Origin of the sequence: Parageobacillus caldoxylosilyticus, from assembly GCF_019272935.1 — a bacterium.
GTDB classification, from domain to species: Bacteria; Bacillota; Bacilli; order Bacillales; family Anoxybacillaceae; genus Saccharococcus; species Saccharococcus caldoxylosilyticus.
Window position 1 is genome coordinate 3,265,383 of the sequence record NZ_CP040553.1, and the last position, 26,059, is coordinate 3,291,441.

The following is a 26,059-nucleotide window of genomic DNA, read 5'->3' on the forward strand; positions in this document are numbered from 1 at the left end:
TTAATTGACATTATGTCAACTTCCTTGATACAATTTCCCTACACATTTGTAAAAACAATGTGAAGGAGGGATAAAATGTTTTCTTCTTTTGAACCCACACTAGCATTTGCCAGAAAGCTTGACCAGGAAGATAAATTACGGCATTTCCGCCATGAGTTTTACTTAAAGCCTGACTCTATTTATATGGACGGCAACTCATTAGGGCTTCTTTCTAAGAGAGCTGAAAAAACGCTATTAGAGTCTTTGGCTGATTGGAAAGAATTTGGGATTGACGGATGGACGAAAGGGAGACATCCATGGTTTTACCTGTCTGAGAGGCTTGGTGAAATGATGGCTCCATTAGTGGGAGCTTCACCTGAAGAAGTCATTGTAACCGGTTCCACGACGGTGAACTTGCATCAACTTGTTGCGACCTTTTACAAACCTGAGGGAACACGTACAAAAATCTTAGCTGATGAATTGACATTCCCTTCTGATATTTACGCGCTTCAAAGTCAGCTCCGTATCCACGGCTATGATCCAGATACGCATCTTATCCGTGTAAAAAGCCGCGATGGCCGTTTTTTAGAAGAGGATGACATTATCGCTGCCATGACCGACGATATTGCGTTAATTATTTTACCAACTGTTCTTTATCGAAGCGGTCAAATATTGGATATGAAACGTTTAACAGAGGAAGCGCATGCTCGCGGCATTTTCATTGGATTTGATGCATGTCATTCTATCGGTGCCATTCCTCATTCATTCAGTGAGTGGGAAGTGGATTTTGCGTTTTGGTGCAACTACAAGTATTTAAATGGCGGACCTGGATGCGTCGGGGGGCTATATGTGAATCGGAAACATTTCGGGAGGCTTCCTGGCCTGGCCGGATGGTTCGGTTCCAAAAAAGATAAACAATTTGACATGGAGCATACATTCACACCGGCTGAAACGGCAGGGGCTTATCAAATCGGAACGCCTCACGTGTTGAGCCTTGCGCCTTTAATCGGATCTTTAGAAATTTTTGCAGAAGCCGGAATTGAAAATATTCGCCAAAAGTCGCTGCAACTCACTCAATATTTCATGTACTTAATTGAACAGGAGCTGAAAGGTTTTGGTTTTACCATTGGCAATCCTAGAGACGATGCACGGCGAGGGGGACATGTAAGTCTTGAACATGAGGAAGCCGCTCGTATTTGTAAATCATTGAAAGAAAACGGAGTGATCCCGGACTTCCGTGCACCGAACATCATTCGTTTGGCACCGAGTGCATTGTACACTTCTTATGAAGAAGTGTGGAAAGTCGTACAAATCCTTAAAAAAATTATGAAGGAAAAACAATATGAAAAGTTTACAAATGAGCGCGAAGTAGTGGCATAAAGATGTCGCGTTTTACGATGAGAAAGGGGGAGGGAAAATGGGAAACCCAAATAATCATTTCCATGATCTTCATGAGCGGGAGAGAGGATTAAATCGCGATTTAAAAACCAATCAGCTTACCATGATTGCCATGGGGTGTGCAATCGGCACCGGATTGTTCCTTGGGAGCGGGCTTGCCATTGGAACTGCCGGGCCAAGTGTGTTGATTAGTTATGTGATAGGCGCATTGATCGTATTGCTTCTAATGGGGTGTTTATCCGAAATGACGGTTGCCCATCCGACTTCCGGGTCTTTTGGGACGATTGCTGAAAAATATATCCATCCTTATGCAGGTTTTATTGTTCGGTATTCGTACTGGATAGCGAATGTACTTGCTGTTGGAGTAGAAGTAAGTGCCATTGCCGTCTATATGAAATACTGGTTTCCGAATGTTCCAGGAATCGTATGGATCCTGTTGTTTGGCGGTGTGTTGATATATGTTAACGCTACGAGTGTCCATACGTTTGCTACTTTTGAGTATTGGTTCTCCATGATAAAGGTTAGTGCGATTGTGCTTTTCATTCTCCTTGGTGCATATGTTCTATTTGGAGCGTCCGAACAGCCGGGAATAGGAAGCGAAAATCTTGTAAACGATGGCGGGTTTCTGCCGTTTGGCTGGTGGGGAATGTGGATAGCCATCTTTATCTCTCTATTCAGCTTTTTAGGGACAGAAATGATAGCGGTTACAGCAGGTGAAGCGAAAGACCCGGATGTAGCCGTACCAAAAGCATTAAAAGCAACCGTATTCCGTTTATCGACTTTCTATGTTTTGACAATGGCCATCATGTTAATGATCGTTCCCTGGAAATCGGCTGAGGTCGATAAAAGTCCTTTTGTCAAAGTAATGGAAATCTTGAACATCCCTGGGGCTTCGGGTGTTGTAAACTTTATTGTCTTAACGGCTGCATTATCATCGATGAATAGCCAGTTATATGCATCAACGCGGATGATCTTTTCCTTATCACGAGGAAAATATGCGCCCGCTTTCTTTGGAAAAGTAAGTAAAAAAGGGGTTCCAACAAACGCTCTTACGGTTTCTACACTTGGGATTGTCGTCGCTGCAGTCGTTTCGGCGCTGGTTCCTGGGACATCTTATGCGGTCATGATGGGGATTTCCATGTTTGGTGCCATCTTCACATGGCTGATGGTTTTCGTTTCTCATTTATTTTTCCGCCGCAAGTGGAAACAAATGGGGGGACGCAAATTACCAGTAAGAATGATCGGTTTCCCTTATTTGACGATTTTAGGGGGCGTTCTATTGCTCAGCTTGATGATTACGACATGGTTTACGCAATTTAAAATCATGCTTCAATTTGGAGTTCCTTGGTTAATTTTTCTTTCGGTTGCTTATTTTATTTGGAAAAAAACAAATGCAATCCATCATACAACAAACGACGCCCTCCAACTTTCTGAAAGTGATGTCAACATAGATAAATAGCGTCATAGCAAATTTCATGTCTCCTATATAGAAGGCAGCTATGCATGTGAATGAAAAAAGGAGGATGACAGTAGGTGAACGTCAATAATAATGAAACAAACGCTAATGCTGGATTAGAGAAAGAGATTCATACAGATTTCCGAAAAGAAATGTCGTATGCAAGTTACCTTCAACTCAACAAAATTTTATCCAGCCAACAACGATTGTCCGATCATCATGATGAAATGCTTTTTATTATTATTCATCAGGCAAGCGAACTTTGGATGAAGCTCATTATACACGAAGTGAACGCAGCGATTCAATGTATTCTCCGCAACGATTTGGAACCGTCTTTTAAAATGCTTTCACGTGTATCAAGAATTCAGCAGCAATTGATCCAATCTTGGAGTGTCCTTTCCACGTTGACTCCTGCTGAATATATGGAATTTCGGGATAAATTGGGGCATGCATCCGGATTCCAGTCCTACCAAAACCGTTTAATCGAATTTGCGTTTGGAAATAAAAATGCTCATACTTTATTAGTCTTCCAACATGATCCTGAGATTTATGAAAAGCTGAGAAGAGCGCTTCATGAGCCAAGTATCTATGACGCGGCGATTAAAGCTCTCGCAGCCCGAGGATTACCAATTGACCAAGAAGTTCTTGACAGAGACTGGTCCCAAAACTATCAACCCAATGCCAGTGTAGAGGAAGCATGGCTGACTGTTTACCGGAACGTGGATCAATATTGGGATTTATATGAGCTGGCCGAGAAGTTGGTGGACATTGGCAGCCAACAACAGTTATGGCGTTATAACCATATAAGTACGGTTGAACGAATTATTGGCCATAAAAAAGGAACAGGCGGTTCATCAGGTGTCACTTATTTAAAAAGAGCGCTTGATCAACATTTCTTCCCTGAATTATGGACTTTAAGAACGAAGCTTTAATATGTATGCATGGCAGGGGGCTGGGGAAAAGTCCCCTTTCCTGTTTAGGAAATGAATAAGGAGGAAAGAATGATGAATTCATGGATTGATATATCTCAACGTCTGGATGAAAAAGTTGCTGTATGGCCGGGGGATACTCCTTTTTCTTACCGTGTAAATTGGAGCAAAGAGGAAAGTGGGTCGGTCAATGTAGGACAAATCACGATGAGCACCCACACAGGTACACATATTGATGCCCCTTTCCATTTTGATAATGAAGGAAAGCGGGTGATTGATTTGGATTTGGATATATACATTGGCCCTGCCCGTGTCATCCATCTGCCAAACAAGACAAAGATTGGAGTAGACGAATTGCAAGGTGTAAACTTAGAAGGAGTAACACGCCTGTTAATTTATACAGGCGCATGGAAAAACCGTACTGTCTTTCCAGAAGCCATTCCCCATATGGAACCTGAATTAGCGCCATATCTTTCGGAACGCGGCATTCGACTCATTGGCGTGGATCTGCCGTCCGTGGATCCTTTGGATAGCAAAGAGTTATCTGCCCATCATGAATTGACTCGTTATGGTATCCATATTTTAGAAGGTATTGTCCTGGATCATGTGGCCCCAGGGGACTATGAACTATTAGCCCTTCCGCTTCCGCTTGCAGAAGCTGATGGAAGCCCGGTAAGAGCTGTATTAAAAAAGAGGGGGTAACATCCATATTCCATTAATTACACTCAAATCATGGGAACCTGTATAATAAGGATCCTGAAATGATTCTGTGTTAATGCTATACTTCCAAAGCCTTAAAAGCAGACAATGGAGAGAGTAATTATTAAGCAGATAAAAAGTTGACGAACAGTGACAGGTACTGCTCGTCAATTCCAAGCGTGTTTAACAGCAAAGTAGTGGAACGAGTAAGACAAGCAGTAATTGAAGCGGCAACCGCACCGGCGTGGCGCGAAAAGATAACATTCCTTTAAGGAGATATCCTGGGTTACAAAAATAAGGCTTTCGTTTGGACAAGGCTGTTGAAAAATAGGTTTCAGACGTTCGTCTGAAACCTATTTTTTCTTTAAATCCAGTGTATTTTGAAAAAAATAAGCGAAATTTGTTTCCGTAAGGCAAACGTACGCTACCTCTCATTTTTCACAAACAGACCTCAAGAAACTGACGATTGTTCGCTCCAACCATGTAAAAAAGCATTTTCAAGGGGAAACCGCCTTCTCGATGTTGCTTTCTCATCCGTTAGCTAGTTAATAGGCTCAATGGTTACCTATTTCGAAGGAACTTTGACACGTTTAGCATGACAGAATAATAGATAGGGAAAAAGTACTGGTTGTCATCTGGAAAAACAGGAATATATCATGATTTATCCTTATTTTCCTTGTGTTACCATTTAGATAGTGTGTGAATGGGGGAGAGGAAATCAAGGTGTTGCCTTTCTTGGAATCGATCGAAAAAGAAGTGAAACGCAGGGCCTACGAGACGATGAGCCATTGTCTCCAGTCTTATCAGGGGCAGGTCGAAGAAACGATCGAGGAATTTGATCATGGCTTACATTCCTTTTACCACGTGAATGATGAATATGTCTCACATTGTCAGGGAGAGCCGAGGGAAGCGTCTGAGTCGATATACGGGGACTTGCGGCCAATCGAATCACATATTGATGCGGCCGCAGACGATCTTCTTCATGAAATAAGCAGGGGAATCGCCCGAATACAGCGAAAGATAGAGGAGTTATCATGACAACCATTCAAATCAAACCAGACGAGCTGGAAACGGTAGCAAAACATGTCCCCGATGCGGAAGACGCCTGTCAGCGCGCGCGAACCTCGCTTTCCTGGGAACTTCCCTCTTTAGTGATGGAGATTCCAGGAATCGGCTCTGATGCCATCCATGAGTTCAAAGACGAGCTTGTTTATTGGCTCCAGATCTATGAAGAAAAGCTGAATGAAGCGGAGGAACTGCTGTATCGAACAGCCGCGGCAATAAGACAGGCAGACCAAACGCTTGCCGATAACATGACAGAATTCGGTCTGGAGCTTCTTGGCTGGTATGACTTGCAGCGATTGCTTGGAGAATACGATCCAATCACCGGGGAACGGATTTCAGCAGGAGACCGCTGGCTGGCGGGAGGAATGCTATTGTTGTCCGTCATTCCTCCAGCCAAAGGAGCAGGCGTCGCCGGCAAAGTGGGGATCAAAGGAGCGAAAGCGGCAGAAACAGCAGCGGATGTTTCCGAATTAGTCTCGCAAACGAAACATGTTCTCCGCTATGATAAAATCATGCCTACCCTTCAAGCGGTATACCACCAAGTCGTAAAAGCTCCGATCAGCAATACGATCCGCTCATTTAAGAAGCAATGGGACGACTTTTTCGCCAGCGTTCGATCTGCCCAATGGCAGCCAGCATTTGCCGGGATAGGACCAGTGTCAAGAGCAGGGATACAGGAGACCGCGGAAGAAGTCACCAGCTTCGTGCGCTTTTCAATGAGTCAAGTCGAAGGAGAAGTGGGGAAACGAACGGATGACGCCTTATATGCATATAAGGGTACTGAAAATGTTAAAGTATATGATGTAGTACCTTATCGTCCTAGCAATTCCCCACTAGAAAATCATCATGGTGTATTAGATGTTTGGGCTAAGCATAACATACCGAATTATGTAAGTAGAGGTGCTGATACTCCTACGATTGCCTTGACAAAAGAACAGCATGATGCTACAAAAAGGGTATACAGAGAATGGTTATATGAGAAAACAGGTAAAAAAGTTGGGGGAAAAGTAGATTGGAAATCGGTTTCACCTCAAGAAGTGCAACAATTAACAGAAAGAATGTTTGATGCTGCGAATGTGCCACAATCTGCGAGACGAGATTATTATCGTGCATTTCATCAGTATATATATCGGGAGTAGTGAAAAACCATGAATATAGAGAATTTAATAAATAAAATAAAAACTTTACCAGATTGCGTGGTTTATCCACCATCTGGTATTCCCAAAGTTAATAAATCACATACTTTACCTGATGATGTGCTTAAATTTTATGAGCTATGTGGGGGAGTTGTTTTATACGAAAAAGCAGATTATCCAGTTTTAATAGTTCCTCCTCAAGATTTTGTGCTAGCCAATCCTGTTATTGTGGGGAGTTATGTGAAGAAGATATTTCATCAGATTGGTATATATGTGCAACAGACAGAAACGGTGAATATATTACAATCGATTTGAACCCAAAAAGACTCGGAAGGTGCTATGATAGTTTTTATGATAGACATGGGGTAGTGGGGGAGTGTTCTATTATAGCTACTTCTTTTACTGACTTATTAGAGCGGTTTATAGAAAATAAGGGAGACTATTGGTACTGGTTAAAAAAAGATTTTATACCTTTAGGTGATGCTTACGATGATATTTAAATATATTCCTGGGAGATTGAATATCTCTCAGTTTTTTAATCTAAAAATAACATATATGATTTTTATTTTCTAATTGATTTTCTCTACAGAGCATTGAAAAGTAATAGTTATTTTCAGAAGGATTTTTTGGGATTCGAAATGCAAAATAAACTGATAACGATAACATACGGACTTCAGACATTGAAATAGAAAGTATTTAAGTCCCTTTGCGGCTTATGCTTGTTTTGATAGTTGTGATCCTTGATCAGAGTGATAAATCAACCTAGGTGGAGGTTGACGCTTCCAAACAGCTCTCTCTAATGCTTGTATCGCGAATTGATGATTCATCCGTTCACTGATGGCCTACCCGACAATTCTTCGAGAAAACAAATCCATTATGGCGAACAGTGCTAGGCACTGTTCGCCAAGTATGATTCTGCTACGGTTGGCCAAGTTTTACAAAGCATTTTCATGAAGAAAAATATTAAGACCGAATTAGATTTAAGCCACGATATGGTTCGCGTAGAAGCTCGTAGCTGAAAAGCCGATTCGCACTTAGGACATGTTTTTAATGACGGATCAGCACCGACAGGGCTTCGCTATTGTATCCATTCAGCAGCGTTGAGAAGATCTTGAAAAAGAAGGATACGGGTAGTCTTTTACATTGTTTGAAAAAGAAAACCGCTAAACGGCGTCCGTTTAGCGGTTTTACATTTTTTTCGATCGTTGTCAATACTATTTAGGTGAACAAACGCATTTTGATGGTGTTGGTGTTCGTTTAACTTGCTTGTTTCGCCGTTTTATCTTTTTGTTTGGTTGTAAGACTCCAATAAACAGGAATTCCGGATAATGTGATTAACACGGAAAGAAAAGCATCGAGCGGTTGATGGATGACGGTGCTTCCAATAATGTAAAGCGCTCCTGCGATCGCGACAATTGGCGTTACAGGATATAAAGGAACTTTATATAACGAATGATCGGGCTTTTGATTTTTCCGAAGCAAAAACACAGCGTAAAACGCTAAGCCGTAAAATGAGAAAACGCTAAAAATGGCGATATCGGTCAAGCGATCTGGGCTGGTCATTAGCATCATCGCCACAGCGATCGTTGCTTGTAAAACGGTTGCTTGAACAGGAGTGTGAAAAGTCGGATGAACGCGCGAGAAGAAACGGGCGCCAGGGAACAGCCCGTCTTCTGCCATCGCAAACGGCATGCGTGGGAATGTTAAAATTTTTCCATTCAAACAACCGAAAATAGAAATTAAAATACCGATCGCAACCATTTTTCCGCCTACACCGCCAAATAGTAGCGCCGCGGCTTCTTTTGCGGCGTTCGGGCCAAGCTCGACAATTTTACTCGCGGGAAGAACGTGAAGGAGCGCGATATTGACGGCTAAGTAGCAAAGCATGACAATGACAATTCCAGTAATAATGGCTTTTGGCAACGTTTTTGCTGGATTTTTCATTTCGCCTGCCACAAACCCGACATTCATCCAGCCGTCGTACGCCCAAAGCGTCGCTAACACAGCAGCCCCCATGCTGATCGCTTGGCTGCTTTCGCTTTTCATTCCGAATACAGGCACATCTCCTTGAAACATTCCAAACACAATAATAAGGAAGATTGGAAGCAGTTTTGCTAATGTTAACAAGCTTTGAACTGCACCGCCGTATTGTGTTCCTAGCATGTTAATGAGCGCAAGAAAAAGAACGGCTAAAATTCCGATCCATGTTTCCGTCTGCTTTGAAAAACCAAACACCCCTGCAAATAGCGAACCGAAGTATAATCCGAGCGCTCCGATCACCGCTGGGCCGTAGATAATCGTTTGCACCCATCCGCATAAAAAGCCCCAAAACTTTCCGTACACCTTTTCTACATAAACATACAGTCCTCCGGTTTTCGGAATTTTTACGCTCACTTCTGCGATCGTCAACCCGCTCGCTAATGTAATAATGCCGCCGATGGCCCATGCCCATAGGGCCATTGTCGAGTCGCCGGAGGCGGCGATGACAACGCCTGGTTTCACGAAAATGCCGGAACCGATGACCGTGCCGATGACTAAAGATGTTGCGGCGATAAAGCCGATGCTTTTTCTTAATTCAGCATGCCTCATGGTGTTCACCTCAAAAGGACAAATGTTTTTCTTGTGAGTACTGGATCATTATAACATAGGATTTAAGTAAATTTCTATTTTTTGAAAATTAAAATATTATAGATTTCACTTCATTTCTTGACATGAACGGGTTTTTTTGTACACGATGAAACATGTGACAATTTTCATGATATAAGTAGTATAATAAAAATCTACAACGAATGATGTAGGGAGTCGCGGGAAATGAATTGGATACGGTCACGTATTTTTTGGAAAATTTATATCATTAATTTAGCCGTTATTTTTGCTTTGCTAGCTTTAATGTTTATGATTGCTCGGATGTATTTGCCTGAAATCACCAAAGAGCAATATCGGCACATGACGGATAAAACTGTTTTGAGAATGAAAGAACAAATTGTTCAAATTGGCGAGGATTTAAATAAGTTTGAGCAATACGTGCAAAACGATCCACATTTTCGGGTGAATGATGCCAAGCAATGGTCAGAAGGGCTTGAACGTATTATTGAAATTTCTCCTTATATTGATGGCGCTACAGTATTAGATTCGCACGGATATGTGAAAGGTTTTTATCCGAATGACCTGAGCCGTCTATTAAACTATAACTTAAGTAAGCGTGAATATTTCCAACAAGCGTTGCGAACGAAAAGAGCTTACTTCAGCGATGTTGTTTCCGCGGATACGGGACGTTATTTGCTTGTCATTTCTGTACCTGTTTTAAATGAACGGAATGAAGTGGAGAGAGTCGTCAACTTATCGATGCGAATTAAACAAAATAAGCTATTTCGATCCATTGTTCAAAGTTTTCGAATTGGGGAGCACGGCTATACGTTCATCGTCGATCGCAATGGGAACATTATTTCTCATCCATCGAAAAAACGAATTGGCGATCATGTCGCTGAAAACGCTATTGTGCAAAAATTGCTCCGAGGACAATCGGGTTATGAAGAAGTCGTCAATACGGAAGGGGCAAAGATGCTTGCTTCCTATGCGTACATTCCGATTTTGCAATGGGGGGTTGTTGCGCAAGTCCCTGCTTCGGAAATTTATAAACCTTATGCGCTGTTTGAAAAGGCGCTTTGGCTTGCTTCTATTGCGGCATTTTTCATTTTATCGCTTTTAACGGCGCTCTATGCCCGGCAAATTGTCCATCCGATTCGCCGGTTGTGTGATGTGGCGGAAGCGGTCGCCGAAGGGAAAAAACATGTTCGCGCAGATGAAACCGATCCGACGGAAATTGGCTTGCTCGCAAAACGCTTCAATTACATGATTGATTCTATTCAACAATCGGAAGAACTGTTGCGAAAATCGGAAAAATTAGCGGTTGTCGGTGAATTGGCGGCGGGGGTTGCCCACGAAATCCGCAACCCATTAACATCCCTGAAAGGGTTTATCCAGCTTTTAAAAGAGGGAGAACGCAATCAGATGTATTTCGATATTATTGAAGCGGAATTAGAGCGATTGAACGAAATTGTCGACGAGTTTTTATTGCTTGGAAAGCCGAATCCAGTAAAAAAGGCATACCATCATGTATCGGACATGCTGCAACATGTGATGAAGCTGCTTGAAGGGCAAGCGCTATTGCATCATGTGACCGTTCAATATTCCATTGATGAACAACTTCCGCCGCTTTATTGTGATGAAAACCAATTGAAACAAGTGTTCATCAACATCATCAAAAACGCCATCGAAGCGATGCCAAATGGCGGAATATTACGGATCGAAGCGAAGCAGCGACTAGATTCGATTCTCATTTGCATCACAGACGAAGGCTGCGGCATTCCGAAAGAGCGAATGGCTACGCTCGGTGAACCGTTCTACAGTACAAAAGAAAAAGGGACAGGATTAGGATTAATGGTGAGTTTTAAAATCGTGGAAGCGCATGGTGGCAAAATGGAAATTCATAGTGAAGAAGGAAAAGGAACGACCGTGTGTTTGCTTTTTCCCATTTCCTCAAAGCAGGAGGGCTGAGTGAAAAGATCAGTCCTCTTGCTTTTTTAACATTTTTCCCGAGAAGTCTCCCTTCCTCTAAACGGAGTGAAGAGTGAAGGAGGGAGAGGAATCAGAAAGTTTTTGATTCCCAAAAACGAACATATGTGCTATAATCAAACTATCCCATCAGACAAAGAAAGAAGGGATTCTCATGCTTTGGAGCCAAAAAGTGTTCTTTCGGGCATCGAAAGCGGATTTAGATCGATTGTACGCCTGCAATCGGGAATCCGTCCGTGTTTGGAATGAATGTCTTCGATTGGCGAAAGAACATTTTCTCCAATACGGCCGTTGGATTACCAAAAGCGAACTGCAAAAACAAACGAAAAGAAAGTTCCATCTTCACAGCCAATCCATTCAAACCGTCTGCCACCAATATCTCTTCGCAAGACAAGCTGCACACCACGCGCTCCAACAAGGACATCCTGCCCGCTACCCCTACAAGAAAAAGAAGTACTTCCTTACGAAATAGGCAAAAGACGTAAGGTTTACGAAAACGGAAAAGAACTTCAAATTCAAGAAAGTCATTCTCGAAAAGGAAACTGTTATGATAATTCCTGTATAGAAAGCTTCTCCTCCCATCTCAAGACAGAGAAATTGTGATTCTTACCCAAAACAATGGAACCGGTGTATCAGGCTATTCAAGACTAGAAGCCGCTGAAAATGTCGTCTATTTGACCATTCAAGATTCTAACGAGAAATGGGCAGGACGAAAGTTAAGAGGATTCCCTATCTATCTTACATTACACAAAATTCTTGACGGTACCTATTATGATAAACTATCAATGAATATAGTAGAATTTTACATTGGAGATTATTATGAAGGTTGAATTAAGTAAATTTCGTGTCAAAGAAGGCAAATCAAAGCGAGTTGATGAGCATATTGGTACGAGTGTATTGATGAAGATTATCCAACATCACCTATAACAACTGAGGTTGTTATGATACCTGATAATATTAGAAATGCGATGAAGTAAAAGGTGCTGAATAGAACCTTTAAACAGTTCTTCTAATACCTTCAACAGTAGTAAAGTTCACTTTTTTTGACAAGAGCCAAGAAGCATTGCCTTTACACGTTCTTGAAACGGCATCTTCTTATTTATTTAGTTTGAGAAAACGATGCCAGAAAAGGTAATTATTAAGATATTTGGTTGCTACACCTTGAAACCTATTTATCCATTTTTTCAAACGAGTATGATACCCGTTGATGTGCTGAATATGGTAAATTCCTTTCTTTGTATAGACACCTTGCGAACATTGATGGCTTCGTGTTGTAATCCCTTCATCGTAGCGAATTTTTTATAGTTGGTCGCTGTATCTGTGCATAGTAAAGCAGAGGTGTCAATATATTTCCTAACACCCCATCAATTTCCATAGCCGTAATACGACCTTTTCCTGCCGTTTGGGAAAGGATTTGACCATTTCTATCGTGAGCGACCACCACACAAATTTGTTCTTTGGAAATACCACGTTTTTTGGCTACACCGCCACCGTTTACGAGCCTTTCTATGAGCGATGAACTTCTTGCCTTTTTCATTCTCTAAAAAGTATGTCTCATCACTTTCCACTATCCCTTTTAGTGTTGAATAACCAAGTGAACGAATAGCGTTAAGGATTTTATGTCTCCAATAAAACGCCGTCGAAATGTGAATATCAAGTTCTTCGGCTATCTTCGATAATGTATAACCTTTCACCATCATCTCAAAGTATTTCAACCACTTATGAGGTTATCTCGTTCCTGACAATGGGCTACCTGTCATATCGTTGAATGACTTTCCACAGGCTTTACATAGATAGCGTTGACGAGAACGATATTTGCCATTACGTTTCACAGGCATTACAGTGTGATGGGGGCGTTAGCAACCATCACAAGCATAGCTAAGTGCATATTAGCTGGGCTTATTATGTTTCATATAAATGCGTTATACGTTATGATCCTTTACTGTTGTGCATTGTAACGTTGCCGATGTCTACAGAGGAGTCATTGTGATGGAATGGCAACCGATTTTTGAAGTAGTTCGTAATGAACCTCTCCCACCTACACTCCGTTAAGAGGTGGAGACTTCTCGGTAAATATATTAAACAGCCAAGACAAAGGGGCTTTGCCCCTTTGCGTTAAAATTCTGCCACTCCGGTAATGTGCTATGAACTGGCTTTTCCTTGCTTACGTACTCTTGAAACCTAGGATAAAATAATAAAAAAGAGCCAACTGTATTGTTGACTCTTTCTTGTAAATGTACCGCATCCGGTTTGTACATCAACTTTATAAATATAGGAATTTCCATTGTGGCTACGATTTTGGATTGGAAAGTCCGCCGAGATAAAAATTGATGAGGTGTTCAAAAGTTTCATATATATTATATGTCACACAGGCTTTGCCGTTTCCTTCCGGGTTACTTCGTCAATTTTATCTACAAACATTTGGAAAACACGTCTTTTCTCTTCTAAATCACGAATAGCTTCTTTCAGTTTTTCATATTTCTCTTCAAATGGTATATGGTAACGCTGGCGAATCGTTTTAATGATTTCTTCGTTCACTGTCGACTGAATCACTTGCTTTGTAATGCTGTATTTATACGCGTAAACTCTTAACTCTTGTTTGACTTCCTCATATTCTTGATTAATCTGGCTCAATACTTCAGATATATCTTCCTTCCATTCTTCAAGGGATTTCTGTATGTATGATTGTTTCGTCATTTCATCCATGAAAACACCTTCCCGCCTTCTATATATAGTTTGTCCCTTCCTCATTTTAACGCAACTTTTTTACACCCCGTTTACTGAAAAATTACATTGTCATTTCATTTATGATTTATTTTAGGTGGGAACTATCAATAAAAACCACAAACAGTTGCAAAATATTGATTTATTTTTTTGTAAAAGCTTAATGATTTAGTAAACGTTTGGATAATGTATCCTACGATGGAGAATCGATAGAAGGCTCGACGATGAAGAAACGCTTGTTGCTGATTGACAGAAAACGTCATTTCCGAAAACCTATACATTCTGGTCGAAGAAAAAGAGAAAGGCCGCTTCTGTCAGGCCTTTCTCTTTTCTGAAACTTCGTATTATTGATAAATTATTGATAAACCACTTGTTGCACAATATCTTCCGCAGTTCTGTTGTTGGCTCTGCCTTCTTTAAAGACCACTTTTCCTGGTGTGATGCAATCATAAACCGGACAGACATTCAGGCACAGATGACAGCCTACACAATGGTCTTCGAGGATTCTTGGCTTTCTCGTTTCACTGTCCCATACGATTGCCTGATGTGCGCCGTCGAAGCAGGATACGTAACATCTTCCACATCCTACGCACTTATCTTCATCAATTTTTGGTATGATCTTAAAGGATCGATCCAGTTCTTCAGCAGGAACGATGTTGTTCAATGCAAGACCAACCAGATCATCCAGCTTATTCACGCCACGCTCATCCATGAAATGGCTGATTCCACTGATTAAGTCTTCCACAATACGGTAACCATACTGCATGACAGCGGTGGTCACTTGGACATTTCGGCAGCCAAGAAGGATGAATTCCAGCGCATCCTGCCATGTCTCAATACCGCCAATGCCGCTAAGATGCACCGATTTCAATTCTTCGCACTTTGCCAGCTCTGCGATAAAACGCAGGGCAATGGGTTTAACCGCCTTACCGGAATAACCCGAAATGGATGACTTGCCATTGACGACAGGCCGTCCCGTAAGATTGTCCAAATCAATGTTCGTAATGCTTTTGATCGTATTAATGGCGGAGATGCCATGGGCACCGCCCTGAACCGCTGCAATTGCCGGCTCTTCCATTCGGGTAATATTTGGTGTCATTTTCGCGACAACAGGAAGATGGGTGTTTTCGACTACAGCTTTACAGTACTTACGTACAAGTTCCGGATTTTGACCAACGTCTGAACCCATGGCATGGCTTGTCATTTGCGGGCATGAAAAATTCAGTTCGAGGATATCCGCTCCAGCTTCGGTAACAGCCTTGGCAAGTGTAATCCATTCCTCTTCGTTGGATCCCATGATGCTGACTCCGACCACTTTGTTTGGATAATTCTTTTTAAGCTTCCTGATTTCTTCTATGTTCTGTTCCATTGTCATTTCCGAAATCTGCTCCATATTTTTAAAGCCAGCCCACGGCGTAGACTCTTTAGTTAAAATATCGAATCTCGGAGAGCACTCGTCCATCGCTTTGATGCCAACGGTTTTATAAAAGATGCCGCCCCATCCTGCATCAAATGCCTTGGCAACCATCTCTGCGTTGTTGCACACGGGAGAGGATGACAAAAAGAATGGATTTTCGCAATGTACACCTACGAAATCAATCGATAAATCTTTTTTCATCATCATTCCTACCTCCTATTTGAAAGATTCCATAATTTTTGCGGCCGCTTCTTTGCCTTCTTTGACAGCCCGAACAACAGTGTCTCCGCCATTTACCATATCTCCGCCGGTGAAGATGTCCTCTGATTCTTTCCAGGATGCTGCATCTTCCCGCGTTGTTTGCCCAACCGCCAAAATGACGGTATCTGCAACTAATTCCATGGTCGATCCATTGGTCATGTGCTCAAACTTCACGCGTTCCACTTTTCCATTGCCGATAAATTCTATCGGTTTAAATTCAGAAATCAATGGAATGCCTATTTTAAAAACATAGTCTTTTTCTCTCTGAACGGCAGGCGCACCCTCCAAGGTTTCAATGAAAACATCGTATATGGAAGCGGTACCAAGATATTTGCAGGTTGCCGCGCAGTCCATGGCAACGTCTCCGCCGCCAATAATGACAACATGACCAAGGGGTGCCATCTCTCCATGGTTTTCTCTTGCTCGAGCCAAAAATTCTAGGGCAGTAACAACTCCCTGAAGATCGGATCCCGGAATAGGCAGCTTCTTCGGCTTCCACAATCCCGCACCGACAAAGACGGAGTCGTATTCTTTCTTTAGTTGCTCCAGTTCTTCAGGCGTGACTTTGTGATTGAGTTCAAACTTGACCCCGAGTTTTTCCAGCTGACTAATATCCTGATCAATCACCGCATCCGGCAGACGAAATGGAGGAATTCCATAGCGGAGCATGCCGCCTGGTTTTTTATGCTCATCAAAAATGGTTACTTCGACACCCTTCTTGGCAAGCTCTGCAGCACACGAAAGACTTGCCGGGCCTGCTCCGATGCAGGCAACACGTTTTCCGGTATAGGTATCTTCTTTTGTCAGATAGGTCTTATTGTATTTTCTTTCATGTTCCATAGCGAACTGTTGCAGCTTTCCAATCTGAATCGGCCGATCGATTCCACAGCGGCTGCATGCCTGTTCGCAAAGCCTTTCATAAGGACAAATGAGGGCACAGCTGGCACCGAGAATATTATTTTCACGGATGGTTTCGGCAGCTCCATTTATATTTCGAAAACGGATGCTGCGGATGAATTTTGCCGGATCCGTACCGGCCGGACAACCTTTACTGCATGGCGCGTCTTCACAAAGTAAACACCGTGAAGCTTCCTCCATTGCTCTGCGGACATCAAAAGCTTCGATTTGTTCTGGTTCGTATTCTATAGCCAGATTTTGATTCATGATGATACCCCTCCCATTTTTATATGTAATTTTTATTAATGACCTCATTTGTACAAACGGCTTGAGTGACCTCCATTGTTTTTATGAATCTACTTTTCTTAAGTCAAACTGCGTTGTTTCGCTGACAGCTTCTGATACCAGTGCGAAAATTCTTCTGAAAGCTTGGCGCATAGGAATCCGAGCACTGCCCCACTTAACAGTGAAAGCAACAGAACTTGCCAATTGCCATTGGCAGCGAATGTCGAAAAACAACCAATAAAGATTCCGGGTGTGTAATTGATAAGCGGCAGTTTTCCCGCCAAACACATGACAACGGTGATGATCCCGCTAAAAATCGCTGCACTGTAGGGAATTTCCAGCGCAGCCGACAGCCAGAGTATCAGCATGCCGCAGCCGACGCCCGTGATGTTGCAAAGCATCGCTTTTACCATTCCCTTGCTACCACCCGTGCCGACTGCAAAAAAAGTGGTGCATCCGGCAAACCCAGCCCAGGTCATCAACCCAAGAGATGGAGCTAACAGGGCCCACAATCCGCACAACAATCCGGTGGTGAGTACGCTAGACATTTCATTTTTTAACTCCTTTCCTGTTAAGTATTTATGGCATCATGTTAAAAAATGTTGCTCGCCGCTTAGACGAAATTCGCCCGATGGATATCCAAGAACGAATTGAATATCTCTAAGAAAAAGGTAGAAATCGTTTTACAAGTGATGAAAATGTGCTGTGAAATCCATTCGAAAGGAAAATTTTTACTAATTCACACGAATCATTATAGCATAAATTTTTTCTTTTGTGAGACATTTCACATTTTATTCATAAAAAATGTGAAATATTTCACGTTTTTTATAAAAAATTTCACTGTCGGGAATACAAAAATGGGTGTGAAAATGGGGTGAATTTTGATAAAAAAAGCTCAAATGAAATAAAACCTTAATCCATCTAAAGCTACTATTCAATCAGATCGGGCAAAAAGGTACTCGCCATCGAGTTCGAAGTTGTAAACAATGGGGAAGAGCAATGGTATTTCGGTTCCGAGGAATTGTCCATCGCTGCGGCGGACGGCACACAATATTCGGAGTACTTGGGGATGACGATGCCTTCATGAACGAAAACATCAACGCGGGAACAAAATCAACGGCAAAGTGTATTTTGACGTTGCAGAGGATACCAAGTACACATTGACTTGACGTACACCCCGACGTTTACGTTTGAGGATTTGTCGGCGACTTATGAAATCACGCTGGGATAATAGTTTTTTCGGTCCGTGCCTTGACAGGGGGAGGCCGCTGGTTCGAGCCTAGTCGGAATCATCTCTAAGGGAAGCTTGAAATCCTTGTCTATCAAGGGTTTCAAGCTTTTTGTTGTTTATAGCAGGCACTCCAAATAGCGCTCAAGTGATGGTTGGTGCCATTTTGGTACCGAAACGGTGCGATTCGATAAATTCGGTATAACCTAACGAATATTGAAATTTTTTTCAGATAGACTAATTACTCTGTTGCGATCGTTAATTTTTCTGATATACAAATGTTTGTTTGAATCTAATGTGTTCGCATCAACAATCGCTTGAATAGTTGTTCCATATTTTTGCGCAATTTTCCATCATGTATCATCGGTTTGTACAACATGATTGATCGAGTTGTATTAAACTAAGACAATTTTCGAAGGTACTTTGACATGTTTCACATAGCGGAATCATCAATAAGGAAAAAGTCCTGATTGTCATTTGGCAAAACAGGAATATATCATGATTTATCCTCATTTTCCTTGTTTTACCATTTAAATAGTGTGTAAATGGGGGAGAGGAAATCAAGATGGCGTCTTTATGGGAATTGAAACACAAGGCCTACGAGACGATGGTCGATTGCCTGAAGTCCTATCAGGGACAGAGTGGTAAAAGCGCCGATTACCCAAACGATCCGCTCGATCAAGAAGCAATGGGAGGATCTTCTTGATAACGTTCTCTCTGTCCAACTGCAGCCGTCATTTGTCGGGATAGGACCAGTATCAAGAGCAGGAATACAGGAGACCGCGGAAGAAGCCACCAGCTCTGTGCGCTTTTCGATGAGTAAAGCGGCGGATGGAGTGGTGAATAACGGGAATGCTATAGGTGATAGATTAGTAAAAAATGAGGCTGATATCATAGCAGAAAGAGCAAAAAATCTTGATTTAACCCCAAGGGAAACACCGTATAAGATTATGGGTAGTAAGAAAATGAAGATATTAAATGAAAAGGTCAAAAATAGAACAATAACACGAGAGGAATGGAAACAATTAGAATGGAATAAGAGGTTTAAACGAAGAAGGGATAGGGGTGTAGATAATTTTTGAGAACAAGAAAAAGTTCGGGTAATGAACGGTAATTCAACTAGAAATTGGACACCCGAACAAATCAAAGACATTTTGAATGGAAATATACCAAAACACAATGGTAAGCCTATAATTGGTCATCATACATATAGTGCTTCTAAGTATCCACAAGTAGCTGACAAAGGGGAAATTATTTATCCAGTTACTTTTAGAGAACACTTGTATCGTTGGCATGGTGGTAATTATCGAGATAGTCTTCCTGGGAGACCAATAAACGATTCAATTCTAAATGATTTTTAATCGTTGATATTGAAAGGAGGTTAATTAATTGTCAAAAATACTAGTATTACTAGACAAAAATACTGTTCAAACAAAGCATTTAGCAATGGTAAAAAAATATACTAACTTAGGTCTTGGTGATATAAAAAATAGAATAGAGAATAGTAGTCCCATTTTTGAATGTGACTTATTCAAAAATGAGGATGATGACGCTAAACTTGAGAAACTTATTACTGATTTAACAAATAATGGAGTGAAGATAAAAATTTACGAAGAGGAAATGTCGAGTGATAAGGAAGTTTCTATAAAGTATTTAATGAACAGGTTAAACAGATTTAAAGAAATTCAAGCTCAAAATGAGTTGTTAGATGACCTTATGTACGGCGATGATTGATACTCCTATAGCCCACCCCAAACGAGTAATTACTCGTCTGGGGTTTTTATTTGCTTAACCGCTTTACTAAGATAATGTAAGTTTCCTCATCTTAAAACGATGTTCCGTTTGTGCAGAATTTTTCGCGGCGATTATTTGGGAATAGGAATGTTACAAGTATTGTAACAAACTTTTCATGCGAAAAAAGCGAACAAGATTATAATGAACTTGTAAAAACATTATGGCAAGAAAATAAAGTTTGGTGATGAAAATGCATGGAAATGGACATCCACATCAAATCGGGAATTCCTGCAGGCAAGAGATGGGGGATATAGATTATAATGTGAACCCATTTATCGTCATTTGGGAAGTAACAAGAGCATGCCAGCTTAAATGCGTTCACTGCCGCGCCGATGCGCAGCCTGTTCCGGATCCAAGGGAATTAACTCATGAAGAAGGCATCAAGCTGATTGATGACATTTACGAAATGAATAATCCGATGCTTGTTTTCACTGGCGGCGATTGCATGATGCGGGAAGACCTTTTTGAACTGGCGGATTATGCCATTAAAAAAGGCATGCGCGTCTCCATCACACCAAGCGCCACCCCGAATGTGACGAAAGAAAAAATGGAGAAGGCTAAACAAGTGGGACTTTCGCGCTGGGCTTTTAGCCTTGATGGGCCAATACCGGAAATTCATGACCGTTTCCGCAGAACACCTGGCTCATTTGAACTTACAATCGAAAAAATAAAATACTTAAACGAATTGAACATGCCGCTGCAAATTAACACGGTCATTTCACGTTACAATTATGGCCATTTAGAGGAAATGGCGAAATTGGTTGCTGATTTGAAAGCGGTCATGTGGTACATCTTTCTGCTTGTTCCGACTGGAAGAGGGCAGATCAATGACTGCATTACCCCCGCCGAGCACGAAAAAGTGTTTCGCTGGCTATATGAACTAAGCAAAACAGCGCCATATGATATTAAAACAACCGCAGCACAGCATTATAGACGTGTAGTTCTACAGCAAAAAATGCGCGAGCATAAAATTGAAAACGGTGAAATTCGTTATGAGGATACGATTACAACTGATAAAGCCTCAACGATCGATGGCTTGAAGCGCGCTCCTAAAGGAGTTAACGATGGGAATGGATTCGTATTCGTTTCCCACATTGGCGATGTCATGCCAAGCGGCCTGCTTCCGATTGTATGCGGAAACGTTCGCGAAACCCCGCTTTCGAAAATTTATCGAGAGTCAAAGGTATTTAAAGACTTGCGCCAGCCTGAAAACTACAAAGGAAAATGCGGCGTTTGCGAGTTTCGTTATATTTGCGGCGGTTCCCGCTCCAGAGCGTACGCGGTTACAGGAGATTATATGGAAAGCGAACCATTCTGTGTGTATATCCCGATGGCAATGAGGAAGAAGGAAAATGCGCCCCTGAGCTAACCGTTTTTCCCTAGAACAGTGCCTGGCACGCTTTGAAGTATGTCGAAAAGGAGAGCCCGTAATACTCCAAAAAATCACTCGGCTCTCTTTCTATTTTTATCGGAAAATTCTGTTTAAGTATCTTAATATTCACTTTAATAAAAGTAAATTCTCTATATTTCCTCAAAAAAATCCCCAAAAGGATGAATCCTCATGACAAACTCGATTTGAAAATGGATTTTATGTTTAAGCAGTTGTTTAGCCATCTGGATCGAAAACGAATTACGATTGCGTGTTTGAACGGGGTGTTGTCGCGACTGCATCGTTGATATGCAATACGAAAACACCAAACTTCCTTTAAAAAGCCCCCTCTACATGATGCCAATATAGGCGAGAGGGGGATTCGAGCACGACTCTTATCGACTTCGGGGGTTTTATTCTATTTTTTTAATGGCGCCAGCGACATCATAGTCAAGAGGGTCTAATTCTGTTGGTTTTCCGAGCACGAGCTTGGCCAGTTCAGAACCTAAGTAAGGACCAGCTGTCAGTCCGGATGCGCCTAATCCGTTGGCCACATAGATGCCTTTAAAACCTGGAAGCGCTCCAAAGACCGGAAGAAACCTAGGAGTGTATGGACGAAAACCAACTCTTGTTTCAAGATGAGTACAATTTGCCAGCCCTGGAGCTACGGTTAAGGCTTTGTCTAATACTTCGTGCAAACCGCCAGCCGTTATTCTGCAATCGAAGCCAGCCTCATCCTCATGAGTTGCGCCGACAACGATACGGCCATTTTGAAAGGCAAGGAGATATTGATTACTTGGCGGCATGACAACGGGCCAGTTGTCTGTATCCTGTTCTGGTCTTTCAAGATGGACGATTTGTGCTTTTTGCGGCACCACTAAAAATTCAATGCCTAACGGTAGAAGCAGCTCTTTTGACCACGCGCCAGCCGTTGCAATGACTGCATCTCCTGCATATTGTCTTCCTTCGACTTCAACACCGATGACCCGAGCACCTTCATGGATAAGTGTTGCGTTTCCTCTGATATAAGTAGCCCCAAGCTTTTGAGCTGCCTTAACTAAAGAGTCGCGAAGTGCTCTTCCATTGACGCGGGCGGCGCCGCTGACATGAATGGAGCTATACCCCTTTGCTAATGGCGGAAATAGCGCTTTTGTTTCCTTCGGAGACAGCCGCGTAATTTCGCCCATTTCCGGTGCGTCTTCACGACGTTGTAATGCTCTTTCCTCTATCTTTTGCAGCTTTTCTTCATCTGTATGGAGACAGATTGCTCCTACACGCTCATATCCCGTTTCCGTTTCACCATAGGATCTAAGTTCTTCTATTAAAGCAGGATAAAATCTCGCTCCGCCTTTCGCTAAACGATACCAAAGCTTATTTCGGCGCTGGGAAACCCATGGACAAACAATTCCAGCCGCGGCATCCGTTGCTTGGCCTTTGTCACCTCTATCTACTAATGTTACCTTCGCTCCTTCTTTTGCTAAGTGATAAGCGGTAGACGCTCCTAAAATTCCGCCTCCAACGACTATGTATGATTTCATAAAAAACACCTTTTCTGTTTTTTCTTTTTCCATCATTAAGAATAGCACATAATGAAGCATTTGCGAAAAGAAACGAGAGTTCATTTCTAAGGGGGACACCTTAGCGAACAGTGCCTATCAATGTTCGATGAAAGAAGTTCGGGTATCTTCTTGCCAAGAAAAAACAAGAAATTTGAAGAATAACCTAAAAAATGGAATGTGTTCAAAATGAGGGAGTTCATCCGCTCTTACAGAAAAGCCAAAGGACATCCCTATATAAAAATTAACAAAACAATCATAATTAATTAAAAAATATTATTTTAATAAAGTTAGTTGAATAATTATTCTTATGTATGTATTATAATTATATCTTTCCATATTAATCCATTATTAGGGGGATAAACAGTAATGGAATCTACAGAGAAAAAGAAGCTCGGTGTATTCGGATTAACTATCATTAGTATCAATACAATATTAGGTTTAAAAAATATTCCTTTTGCTGCGACAGTTGGACCATCTGCTATTCTTTTTTGGATTTTAGCTGCATTGCTATTTTTTATTCCGATTAGCTTGATCGTTGCGGAGTTATCGACGACTTATCCTCAACAGGGAGGAGTAAGTGCGTGGGTAAACCGCGCTTTTGGAAAAAAAGCAAGCTTTTTAAGCAGCTGGTTTTATTGGATTGCGAATTTCACTTATTATCCATCCCTCTTGCTCGGAATAACGGTCAATATTGCTTATGCAATTAATCAACAGCAAATTATCCAAAACACATGGTTAACGACGATGATATCACTTACTATTTTCTGGGTTATTACGTTGTTAACATTGCGTGGTACGCAAATGAGCGAGAAGCTGGCGGCACTCGGAACCCCGCTTGGAGTAGTTGTGCCAGTCATCTTAATTTTCGGATTTGGGTTTGCCAGTATTCTAAGTGGACATCATTCAGCAACCGAATTTACAGCACGGACGGTTACACCTAATAATGTTTCATTGGATACGGTGATGTTTTTGTCCACCTTGATGTTTGCCTTTGCAGGTATGGAAACGCTTGGAACTATAGCAGGAGATGTAAAAAATCCGCAAAAAACATTTCCCAAAGCTATTTGGATTAGTTCAGTGATTATTGGAGCCATTTATATTCTTGGTACAATCGCTTTTCAATTTGTTATTCATATCAAACCAGATCAAACGGCAACGGCTTTATACTTATTTGCTGATCAGATCACTAAACAGTTCCATTTACCGTTTCAATTATCGCAGATTCTTGGCATATGTTTTGTCGTTTCAACGGTGGGTGCATTGTCATTTTTAATTTTGAATCCAAGTGTCATGTTCTATGAAAGTGGAAAGACGGTTCTACCTAGAGTTCTAACAAAAACGAATAAACAAGATATGCCCGCAAACCTTATTCTTTGGCAAGCCGCAGGCGTATCCATTATATTACTGCTTTCTGGGTTTGTTCCGACTGTATCTAAAGCATTGAATATGCTGGTCCTTATGGCCACTCTTGCCTTTTTTATTCCTTATATCTTTTTAATTTGTGCTTATATCAAGCTGCGTAGGACAGACCATGCAACAGTCAGACCGTTCCAAGTAAAGAATAATAAATTAGCCTATTTGATGGCAAGTATTGGATTAATATCTGTTATAGGGACAATCGTATTAACCTTGATCCCTGCTCCTGATACGACCGTTTCACAATATGCACCACTTGTTGTTGGACCTATATTTTTTACTATTTTAGGCGTTTGGTTTTATCGAATAGGGACCAAAGAAAAAAAGGTAACCTTGGAAAAAGTGAGTTAATATCCGTTTCATTGTCAAAAAATTTATCGGGATGATATTGTATATTCATGCTCCATTATGAATGGCGAACAGTGCCTGCCACTGTTCGCCTTTTTTTGTTTGATTGTAAATTTATATTTAGTGCATTTGCTCAAGTATAGTTAGGATTTTGCTATAGCATTATGTTCCCTTGTTTTTTCAGGCGCCCTCCACAAATACAGCTTGAAATTAATCGTACAAAATTTGTCACGTAATTATCGTTATGACAATTTATGTAAAATATTTTTGCTATTTTCGTATTATTCAAAAAATATATTGACAAGATGAGGATATGTAAATAACATTAATTATGAGAAAAATATGATCAAACAAAATGAGTATTTTTACAAGTTCATAATCACAGGCAAAGGTGCCTAAATGTGTAGAGCTTTTTTCTCTGCACAGGGCACCTTTTTGTTTTGGGGAGGTGAAAATATTGTGATAGGAGAGCCAATTCGGGCAAAAGTGCTAGCGAGTCGAATCATCTCCAATGTTGATCCTGGTTTAGCAAACAAATTAAATTTAGCAACCCATATAAGAAGTCTTGCCTTAGTTACATTAACGATTGATGATGTTGGCTATACTGCCCTAGATGAAGCGACCAAAAAGGCAGCGGTAGAAGTAGTGTATGCGAAATCCTTCTATGCAGGTTCTGCTCACGCATCGGGTCCGCTCTCTGGTGAGTTTATTGGAATTTTGGGGGGAGAAAATCCTTCTGATGTAAAGAGTGGATTAGAAGCAGTATTTGAAATGATTGAAAATGGACCATGTTTTTATTCATTAAATGAGGAAGGAAGTCACGCGTATTATGCGTACACAATATCGAGAACGGGCAGTTACTTATCCAAAATTGCAGGGATTCAACCGGGTGAGCCATTAGCTTACTTAATAGCGCCCCCTCTTGAAGCGATGTATGGGTTAGATGCAGCATTAAAGGCATCTGACGTGAAAATTTGCGAATTGTATGCGCCCCCGACTGAAACAAATTTTGGAGGCGGATTATTAACTGGAAGCCAATCTGCATGTACAGCAGCTGCACAAGCTTTTGCGGAGGCAGTGCAAAATGTTGCTCGGCACCCTCATAAATCTTTTTAGAAAAGAGGGATCGTTACAATGAAAAATTCTTATTATGCACTTGGTATGATTGAAACAATAGGGTTGACTTCGCTAATTGCTGCGGCTGATGAAGCTGTAAAAGCAGCTGATATTCGGATTGTTACATACCAGAAACCTGATGCAGGGATTGTAACGGTCTATTTTATCGGTGATGTAGCATCTGTAAAGGAAGCTGTTTCAGCAGGGGTGCAGAAAGCGAAGGAGATTGGAGAGTACCGTGCTTCTTATGTGATCCCTCGTCCTGATGAAAATGTTATTCGTCATTTGATTGGAAACCCAATAAAAAAACGGGAAAGAAAGAAAAAAATGAAAAGCGAGAATATAGAAAACAGTCGATTATCAGAAGAATCAAGTATTAATGTCGATCAAGGAGGTGATTGTTAAACG

The 26,059-nt window shown here is 41.4% G+C and carries 21 protein-coding genes and 4 pseudogenes; 18 read left to right on the forward strand and 7 right to left on the reverse strand.

Annotated elements, in window-relative coordinates; all coding sequences use genetic code 11:
- Positions 1-75: 75 nt before the first annotated feature.
- The 8 genes and pseudogenes from kynU to BV455_RS16865 form a co-directional block, all read left to right on the forward strand.
- Positions 76-1,359 (forward strand): kynureninase, encoded by a 1,284-nt coding sequence (gene kynU, locus BV455_RS16830; protein ID WP_061579403.1) that lies wholly within the window; start codon positions 76-78, stop codon positions 1,357-1,359.
- Positions 1,360-1,396: 37 nt separating this feature from the next.
- Positions 1,397-2,836, forward strand: a complete 1,440-nt coding sequence (locus tag BV455_RS16835) for an amino acid permease (RefSeq protein ID WP_061579402.1) — start codon at positions 1,397-1,399, stop codon at positions 2,834-2,836.
- A gap of 149 nt (positions 2,837-2,985) precedes the next feature.
- Positions 2,986-3,765, forward strand: a complete 780-nt coding sequence (gene kynA, locus BV455_RS16840) for a tryptophan 2,3-dioxygenase (protein WP_235605564.1) — start codon at positions 2,986-2,988, stop codon at positions 3,763-3,765.
- A 72-nt stretch (positions 3,766-3,837) separates the two neighbouring features.
- Entirely contained in the window at positions 3,838-4,464 is a 627-nt protein-coding gene (gene kynB / locus BV455_RS16845; protein WP_061579400.1) for an arylformamidase, read from the forward strand.
- A gap of 777 nt (positions 4,465-5,241) precedes the next feature.
- Positions 5,242-5,499, forward strand: coding sequence for a DUF5082 domain-containing protein (locus BV455_RS16850; RefSeq protein ID WP_081161959.1), 258 nt, complete (start codon positions 5,242-5,244; stop codon positions 5,497-5,499).
- A complete protein-coding gene (locus BV455_RS16855) occupies positions 5,496-6,665 on the forward strand; it encodes a pre-toxin TG domain-containing protein (protein WP_061579399.1) in 1,170 nt (389 codons plus the stop codon). The genes BV455_RS16850 and BV455_RS16855 overlap by 4 nt, the downstream gene beginning before the upstream one ends.
- A gap of 9 nt (positions 6,666-6,674) precedes the next feature.
- Positions 6,675-7,162 (forward strand): annotated as a pseudogene (locus BV455_RS16860) (SMI1/KNR4 family protein).
- Between the two features lie 422 nt (positions 7,163-7,584).
- Positions 7,585-7,768: pseudogene (locus BV455_RS16865) on the forward strand (peptide-methionine (R)-S-oxide reductase); the annotation flags it as partial.
- Between the two features lie 151 nt (positions 7,769-7,919).
- Here BV455_RS16865 and BV455_RS16870 read toward each other — a convergent pair.
- Positions 7,920-9,251: an APC family permease gene (locus tag BV455_RS16870; protein WP_218687434.1), complete on the reverse strand. Its 1,332-nt coding sequence runs from the start codon at positions 9,249-9,251 to the stop codon at positions 7,920-7,922.
- Between the two features lie 222 nt (positions 9,252-9,473).
- Between BV455_RS16870 and BV455_RS16875 the strand changes: the two genes are divergently transcribed.
- The 3 genes and pseudogenes from BV455_RS16875 to BV455_RS20995 form a co-directional block, all read left to right on the forward strand.
- Entirely contained in the window at positions 9,474-11,219 is a 1,746-nt protein-coding gene (locus BV455_RS16875; RefSeq protein WP_218687435.1) for an ATP-binding protein, read from the forward strand.
- A gap of 172 nt (positions 11,220-11,391) precedes the next feature.
- Positions 11,392-11,709, forward strand: coding sequence for a hypothetical protein (locus BV455_RS16880; RefSeq protein WP_082791612.1), 318 nt, complete (start codon positions 11,392-11,394; stop codon positions 11,707-11,709).
- Between the two features lie 169 nt (positions 11,710-11,878).
- Positions 11,879-12,067 (forward strand): annotated as a pseudogene (locus BV455_RS20995) (hypothetical protein); the annotation flags it as partial.
- A gap of 166 nt (positions 12,068-12,233) precedes the next feature.
- Here the strand turns inward: BV455_RS20995 and BV455_RS16885 are convergent.
- The 5 genes and pseudogenes from BV455_RS16885 to BV455_RS16905 form a co-directional block, all read right to left on the reverse strand.
- Positions 12,234-13,087: pseudogene (locus BV455_RS16885) on the reverse strand (IS1595 family transposase); the annotation flags it as partial.
- 514 nt (positions 13,088-13,601) lie between these two features.
- Positions 13,602-13,943 carry a hypothetical protein gene (locus BV455_RS16890; protein WP_042411184.1) on the reverse strand — a complete coding sequence of 114 codons (342 nt, stop codon included), beginning with the start codon at positions 13,941-13,943 and terminating at the stop codon, positions 13,602-13,604.
- A 373-nt stretch (positions 13,944-14,316) separates the two neighbouring features.
- On the reverse strand, positions 14,317-15,585 hold the full coding sequence (gene preA, locus BV455_RS16895; RefSeq protein ID WP_245005291.1) for an NAD-dependent dihydropyrimidine dehydrogenase subunit PreA: 1,269 nt from the start codon (positions 15,583-15,585) through the stop codon (positions 14,317-14,319).
- A 9-nt stretch (positions 15,586-15,594) separates the two neighbouring features.
- Positions 15,595-16,803: an FAD-dependent oxidoreductase gene (locus BV455_RS16900; RefSeq protein ID WP_218687436.1), complete on the reverse strand. Its 1,209-nt coding sequence runs from the start codon at positions 16,801-16,803 to the stop codon at positions 15,595-15,597.
- A 98-nt stretch (positions 16,804-16,901) separates the two neighbouring features.
- Positions 16,902-17,300, reverse strand: coding sequence for a DUF1097 domain-containing protein (locus BV455_RS16905; RefSeq protein ID WP_245005292.1), 399 nt, complete (start codon positions 17,298-17,300; stop codon positions 16,902-16,904).
- Positions 17,301-18,690: 1,390 nt separating this feature from the next.
- Between BV455_RS16905 and BV455_RS16915 the strand changes: the two genes are divergently transcribed.
- From BV455_RS16915 to BV455_RS16930, 4 genes are all read left to right on the forward strand, one after another.
- Positions 18,691-19,131 carry a hypothetical protein gene (locus BV455_RS16915; RefSeq protein WP_218687437.1) on the forward strand — a complete coding sequence of 147 codons (441 nt, stop codon included), beginning with the start codon at positions 18,691-18,693 and terminating at the stop codon, positions 19,129-19,131.
- A 21-nt stretch (positions 19,132-19,152) separates the two neighbouring features.
- Positions 19,153-19,410 (forward strand): hypothetical protein, encoded by a 258-nt coding sequence (locus tag BV455_RS16920; RefSeq protein ID WP_218687438.1) that lies wholly within the window; start codon positions 19,153-19,155, stop codon positions 19,408-19,410.
- Positions 19,411-19,438: 28 nt separating this feature from the next.
- A complete protein-coding gene (locus tag BV455_RS16925) occupies positions 19,439-19,783 on the forward strand; it encodes a hypothetical protein (RefSeq protein WP_017435952.1) in 345 nt (114 codons plus the stop codon).
- A 250-nt stretch (positions 19,784-20,033) separates the two neighbouring features.
- A complete protein-coding gene (locus BV455_RS16930; protein WP_218688064.1) occupies positions 20,034-21,212 on the forward strand; it encodes a TIGR04053 family radical SAM/SPASM domain-containing protein in 1,179 nt (392 codons plus the stop codon).
- A 413-nt stretch (positions 21,213-21,625) separates the two neighbouring features.
- On the opposite strand, the gene BV455_RS16935 is transcribed toward BV455_RS16930, so the two are convergent.
- The gene (locus BV455_RS16935; protein ID WP_218688065.1) at positions 21,626-22,750 is read right to left on the reverse strand and encodes an NAD(P)/FAD-dependent oxidoreductase; all 1,125 of its coding nucleotides are present in this window, start codon (positions 22,748-22,750) and stop codon (positions 21,626-21,628) included.
- A gap of 387 nt (positions 22,751-23,137) precedes the next feature.
- Between BV455_RS16935 and BV455_RS16940 the strand changes: the two genes are divergently transcribed.
- The 3 genes from BV455_RS16940 (at position 23,138) to BV455_RS16950 (ending at position 26,056) form a co-directional block, all read left to right on the forward strand.
- The gene (locus BV455_RS16940) at positions 23,138-24,538 is read left to right on the forward strand and encodes an APC family permease (protein ID WP_218687439.1); all 1,401 of its coding nucleotides are present in this window, start codon (positions 23,138-23,140) and stop codon (positions 24,536-24,538) included.
- Positions 24,539-24,997: 459 nt separating this feature from the next.
- A complete protein-coding gene (gene eutL, locus BV455_RS16945) occupies positions 24,998-25,651 on the forward strand; it encodes an ethanolamine utilization microcompartment protein EutL (protein WP_026078524.1) in 654 nt (217 codons plus the stop codon).
- 18 nt (positions 25,652-25,669) lie between these two features.
- The gene (locus BV455_RS16950) at positions 25,670-26,056 is read left to right on the forward strand and encodes a BMC domain-containing protein (protein WP_061579887.1); all 387 of its coding nucleotides are present in this window, start codon (positions 25,670-25,672) and stop codon (positions 26,054-26,056) included.
- Positions 26,057-26,059: the final 3 nt, after the last annotated feature.

What these genes read in the sequence shown, in the direction of transcription:
- BV455_RS16940 (WP_218687439.1), top strand. Translation starts at nt 23,138, where the DNA reads ATGGAATCTACAGAGAAAAAGAAGCTCGGTGTATTCGGATTAACTATC.
- BV455_RS16850 (WP_081161959.1), top strand. Translation starts at nt 5,242, where the DNA reads ATGAGCCATTGTCTCCAGTCTTATCAGGGGCAGGTCGAAGAAACGATC.
- BV455_RS16875 (WP_218687435.1), top strand. Translation starts at nt 9,474, where the DNA reads ATGAATTGGATACGGTCACGTATTTTTTGGAAAATTTATATCATTAAT.
- BV455_RS16870 (WP_218687434.1), bottom strand. Translation starts at nt 9,251, where the DNA reads ATGAGGCATGCTGAATTAAGAAAAAGCATCGGCTTTATCGCCGCAACA.
- BV455_RS16835 (WP_061579402.1), top strand. Translation starts at nt 1,397, where the DNA reads ATGGGAAACCCAAATAATCATTTCCATGATCTTCATGAGCGGGAGAGA.
- BV455_RS16880 (WP_082791612.1), top strand. Translation starts at nt 11,392, where the DNA reads ATGCTTTGGAGCCAAAAAGTGTTCTTTCGGGCATCGAAAGCGGATTTA.
- BV455_RS16890 (WP_042411184.1), bottom strand. Translation starts at nt 13,943, where the DNA reads ATGGATGAAATGACGAAACAATCATACATACAGAAATCCCTTGAAGAA.
- BV455_RS16905 (WP_245005292.1), bottom strand. Translation starts at nt 17,300, where the DNA reads ATGACCTGGGCTGGGTTTGCCGGATGCACCACTTTTTTTGCAGTCGGC.
- BV455_RS16930 (WP_218688064.1), top strand. Translation starts at nt 20,034, where the DNA reads ATGCATGGAAATGGACATCCACATCAAATCGGGAATTCCTGCAGGCAA.
- preA (WP_245005291.1), bottom strand. Translation starts at nt 15,585, where the DNA reads ATGATGATGAAAAAAGATTTATCGATTGATTTCGTAGGTGTACATTGC.
- kynA (WP_235605564.1), top strand. Translation starts at nt 2,986, where the DNA reads ATGTCGTATGCAAGTTACCTTCAACTCAACAAAATTTTATCCAGCCAA.
- BV455_RS16900 (WP_218687436.1), bottom strand. Translation starts at nt 16,803, where the DNA reads ATGAATCAAAATCTGGCTATAGAATACGAACCAGAACAAATCGAAGCT.
- BV455_RS16920 (WP_218687438.1), top strand. Translation starts at nt 19,153, where the DNA reads ATGAACGGTAATTCAACTAGAAATTGGACACCCGAACAAATCAAAGAC.
- kynB (WP_061579400.1), top strand. Translation starts at nt 3,838, where the DNA reads ATGAATTCATGGATTGATATATCTCAACGTCTGGATGAAAAAGTTGCT.
- kynU (WP_061579403.1), top strand. Translation starts at nt 76, where the DNA reads ATGTTTTCTTCTTTTGAACCCACACTAGCATTTGCCAGAAAGCTTGAC.
- BV455_RS16950 (WP_061579887.1), top strand. Translation starts at nt 25,670, where the DNA reads ATGAAAAATTCTTATTATGCACTTGGTATGATTGAAACAATAGGGTTG.
- BV455_RS16855 (WP_061579399.1), top strand. Translation starts at nt 5,496, where the DNA reads ATGACAACCATTCAAATCAAACCAGACGAGCTGGAAACGGTAGCAAAA.
- BV455_RS16935 (WP_218688065.1), bottom strand. Translation starts at nt 22,750, where the DNA reads ATGAAATCATACATAGTCGTTGGAGGCGGAATTTTAGGAGCGTCTACC.